The organism is Streptomyces sp. NPDC055078, from assembly GCF_053607985.1.
The window spans coordinates 1-3,947 of sequence record NZ_JBSGUP010000735.1; the positions used below are offsets into that span (position 1 = coordinate 1).

Here is a 3,947-nt window from a genome sequence, read left to right on the forward strand (position 1 = left end):
TCAACGGCGGCGCCGCCCCGCACAAGCTCCGTCAGGGCCTCGACAAAGGCACCGTGGTCGTCGCCGGAGACGGGGTCAAACTCGCCCCCGGACAGTCCTCCATCACGATCCGCACCCACTTCATCTCCGGTGAACACGCCGCTGAAGTCGCCGACCGCGCCAAGACCCGCCGGGCTGGAGTCACCACCCCGGCCGCCATGGACACCGCCGAGCAGGCGGACCCGCTCGCCGACATCGCGGAAGTCCTCGGAGACACCGCCCGGATGCGCACCCAAGAAGTCCTCCACGGGCTTGCCGCGCTCAACCCGGGCGAGTACCGCGAATGGACGTTCGCCGACCTCTCCCGCGTCCTCGAAGCCGTCGGAGCCAAGCCCCACAAGTCCGACGGCCACAAAGTCGTCAACCGGACCAAGGTCCTCGCAGCCCTCGACAACCGGGCCGACGACACCACGATCAGCCACGCAGAGTAAAGGGACCCCGCCAGGGACACAGGGAGTTCTCCCTGACCGGGTCCCTGAACCCCCATCCCAGCCCTGATCAGCACAGATCACCACCCCAGGGGACCCAGGGACCCACCCCCGCAACCACGCACAGACCCCCGGGAAACAAGGGCCCCGCCCCCCGGGCCACATCCCTCCCTGTCACAACCCGTGACCACACCGATCCGGCCACACCATCTCGAACCCCACCCAAGGAGCCCCATGAGCGGCCCTCAAAGCGGCACCAACTACCCCAACGGACCCGCCATGCCCTCCGGCCCCGGACCCGGCCGCCGGACCGACTCCGGCACCCGACCCCACGGCACCACCACCAACCCCCTCCCCCGCAGGCCGCGACGCGGCCCCAAAGCCTCCTGAAAGGAACACCCCGTGGACGACGACACCTACGACGACTTCGAGTTCACCGACGACCCCGACCACTACCCGCACCCGCACTGCGGGGGATGCGGAGCCAACGGCTCCAGCGAGCACCCCGACTGCACCTGCGACTAACAGAGCACCGAGGGCGGCCCCCTTCTCGCCAAAGTCCGGGGCCGCCCTCGTGATCCAGCCCGCTTACACCGAACTGGAGAACCTCCAGCATGACCCATGACCGCAAGGCCGCGCTGCTACGCGCGGCGCTCGATACCGCCGACCGGGGTTGGGCGGTGTTCCCCCTCCGCCCCGGCACCAAGCGGCCCGCGCTCCACAGCGAGGCACGGTGCCCCCGGACCGGTACCTGCGCCACCGGTCACCGGAAGTGGGAGCAGCGCGCCACCCTCGACCTGGACCGTATCCGGTCCGCGTGGTCCACCGCCCCGTTCAACATCGGCATCGCCACCGGCCCTTCAGGGCTGGTCGTGGTGGACCTCGACATGCCCAAGCAGAACGACAAGGACAAGGGCGAGAAGGGCACCCCTGACGGGGTGACGACCTTTCAGGCGCTCTGCGAGCGCGCCGGACACGCCGTCCCCGCCACCCGCCGCATCCGGACTGCGGGAGGCGGGCAGCACCTGTACTTCACCGCCCCGCGCGGCCTCCGGATGAGCAGTACTGCGGGCAGGGTCGCGCCGCTGGTGGACACCCGCGCGTGGGGCGGGTACGTCGTCGGAGCAGGCAGCCTCACCCCCGCCGGGGCCTACGAGGTCACCGACCCCGCCCCCGCCGTCACGCTCCCCGAATGGCTGTACGCCCTCCTGACGCCCTGTCAGTCACTGCGGGCACTAACGGCTGCACCCTCGGCCGTACGGGCGTCCCGCTACGCGTCAGCGGCCCTCACGGCCGAAACGGCGAACGTCGCGACCGCTGCGGAGGGCACCCGGAACGCGACGCTTCTGCGGGCCGCGCGTGCCCTGGGTCGCTTCGTCGCGTCCGGCGACCTCCCCCGGTACGTGGTAGAGGCGGCTCTTAAGGGGGCGGGGGAAGCGGCCGGACTGAGGGAATCCGAGTGCACCCCGGTCATCACCAGCGCCCTGAACTGGTCCATCACCCACAACCCGCACGGCAGGGCGGCATGAGCGCCCCTCCCCCTCCCTCCCTTAAGAGCCTCACCCCCACCACCGGCCACCCGCCCGCCGCCGAACCGCCCGCACCCCGGACGGCCGCAGGCGGCCCGAAAGACGCCGCCCGAAGGGCGTCCGCTTCATCCGTTCGCCCTGACCCGCACCCCCGGGACGGCCGGTACGCGGTCGCCTGGCTCACCATCACCACCCCCCGGCGCGGCACCCCCACCGCCACCTCGACATGCGCCTGCGGCCGGAACACCAGCGCCACCGGCCACACCAAGGTCCTCGCCCTGATCACCGACCACACCCACCACCGCACCCTGTGCACGCTCCGCACCACCGAGCAGGGAGAGAAGGCCGCCGCATGACCGACGACACGACCAAACCGCCGGCACCCATCGACGGGGCCGCCCTGCTCGATGACATCGAGGCGTTTCACCGCAGGTTCAACGTCTTCCCGCACGAGGCCGCATATGTCGCCGTCGCCCTCTGGGACGCGCACGCCCACCTGCTCGACTGCTTCGACTCCACGCCGCGTCTGGCATTCCTGTCCCCCGAACCGGGGTCGGGCAAGTCACGAGCGCTGGAGGTGGTGGAAACCCTCGTTCCTCAGCCGATGACGGCCGTCAACGCGTCCGCCGCCGCCCTGTTCCGATCCGTGTCCAACCCCAACGGACGGCCCACGATCCTCTTCGATGAAATCGACACGGTCTTCGGCCCCAAGGCGGGGGACAACGAGGAACTGCGCGGATTCCTCAACGCCGGACACCGCCGTACCGGCGTCACCTACCGGTGCATCGGCGACGGCGGCAACCAGATCGTTCAGGCGTTCCCGTCGTACTGCGGGGTCGCGGTCGCCGGACTCGGAGCACTGCCCGACACCATCATGACCCGCTCGGTCGTGATCCGGATGCGCCGCCGGGCCCGTAATGAACACGTGGAAGCCTTCCGGGCCCGCCTCCACGAAGCGGAGGGCAACGCACTGCGTGACCGGCTCGCGCAGTGGGCCGAGCAGGCGCGCGACCAAGTGACGGGCGCGTGGCCCCAGATGCCCGACGGCGTCACCGACCGCCCCGCCGACGTCTGGGAACCCCTGCTCGCCATCGCTGACGCCGTCGGCGGTGACTGGCCCCACCGGGCACGCGAAGCGTGCGTGGCGCTGGTGAGCGCGTCCCGGGCCAACGACAGGGGCAGTCTCGGGGTGCGGCTGCTGACCGATCTGCGTGACCACGTCATGGTCGGCATCGACCGCCTGCCCACTGTCGCGATCCTGGACCGGCTCAATGCCCTGGACGACGCCCCCTGGGCCGACCTCCACGGCAAGCCGCTCGACAGCCGGCGCCTGTCCAAGATGCTCGCCGAGTACATGACGGCCGACAACGAGCCCATTGCTTCCTGCAACATCAAGACCGCCGGAAGCGTCCTCAAGGGCTACCGCGCCGCCGATCTCCGGGACGCCTGGGCCCGCTACTGCCCCCCACCCCCGGAAAGTCCGCTACCTCCGCTACCCGGCACGGAAAACACGGCCTGACCAGCACTAACGCGGTAGCGGCAAGCACCGAAACTTGCCGCTACCCCGCCGCTACCCATCCGCTACCGCTACCCCTTCCCGCTACCTCGAACAGGCCCCTGACCTGCGCGGTAGCGGCAGTAGCGGAAGTAGCGGACCTCAGAGAAGGGGGCCCAGGCCCCCGCCTTCCCGCCGAGGAGGAATTTCCGGTGACCACCGCCGTCCACACCATCGAGCCCCTTCTCTACACCCCCAAGGAAGCAGCCGTTGCCCTGCGTCTGGGGCGCTCCACGGTCTACGAACTGATGGCTGAGGGAGCGCTCGAATACGTCAAGCAGGGGCGCAGCCGACGCATCCGCGTCAGTGCCCTGCGGGCATACGTCGCGAGCCTCACCCCCGAGAAAGCCGCCTGACCCAGCACCGCCGAAGCGGCCCCGGACCACGGTCCGGGGC

6 protein-coding genes and 1 pseudogene are annotated in these 3,947 nt (G+C 70.5%); all 7 read left to right on the forward strand.

The window, feature by feature from the left end; translation table 11 throughout:
- Positions 1 to 470 (forward strand): annotated as a pseudogene (locus ACWF94_RS35690) (ATP-binding protein); the annotation flags it as partial.
- A gap of 231 nt (positions 471 to 701) precedes the next feature.
- On the forward strand, positions 702 to 857 hold the full coding sequence (locus ACWF94_RS35695) for a hypothetical protein (protein WP_453498450.1): 156 nt from the start codon (positions 702 to 704) through the stop codon (positions 855 to 857).
- Positions 858 to 869: 12 nt separating this feature from the next.
- Positions 870 to 992 carry a hypothetical protein gene (locus ACWF94_RS35700; protein ID WP_453498453.1) on the forward strand — a complete coding sequence of 41 codons (123 nt, stop codon included), beginning with the start codon at positions 870 to 872 and terminating at the stop codon, positions 990 to 992.
- Positions 993 to 1,081: 89 nt separating this feature from the next.
- Positions 1,082 to 1,996: a bifunctional DNA primase/polymerase gene (locus tag ACWF94_RS35705; RefSeq protein ID WP_453498456.1), complete on the forward strand. Its 915-nt coding sequence runs from the start codon at positions 1,082 to 1,084 to the stop codon at positions 1,994 to 1,996.
- Complete coding sequence (locus ACWF94_RS35710) at positions 1,993 to 2,352, forward strand: hypothetical protein (RefSeq protein ID WP_453498459.1); 360 nt, start codon at positions 1,993 to 1,995, stop codon at positions 2,350 to 2,352. Before ACWF94_RS35705 ends, ACWF94_RS35710 begins: the two co-directional genes overlap by 4 nt.
- Positions 2,349 to 3,515 carry a DUF3631 domain-containing protein gene (locus tag ACWF94_RS35715; protein WP_453498461.1) on the forward strand — a complete coding sequence of 389 codons (1,167 nt, stop codon included), beginning with the start codon at positions 2,349 to 2,351 and terminating at the stop codon, positions 3,513 to 3,515. The genes ACWF94_RS35710 and ACWF94_RS35715 overlap by 4 nt, the downstream gene beginning before the upstream one ends.
- Before the next feature lie 188 nt (positions 3,516 to 3,703).
- Entirely contained in the window at positions 3,704 to 3,907 is a 204-nt protein-coding gene (locus ACWF94_RS35720; protein ID WP_453498464.1) for a helix-turn-helix domain-containing protein, read from the forward strand.
- Positions 3,908 to 3,947: the final 40 nt, after the last annotated feature.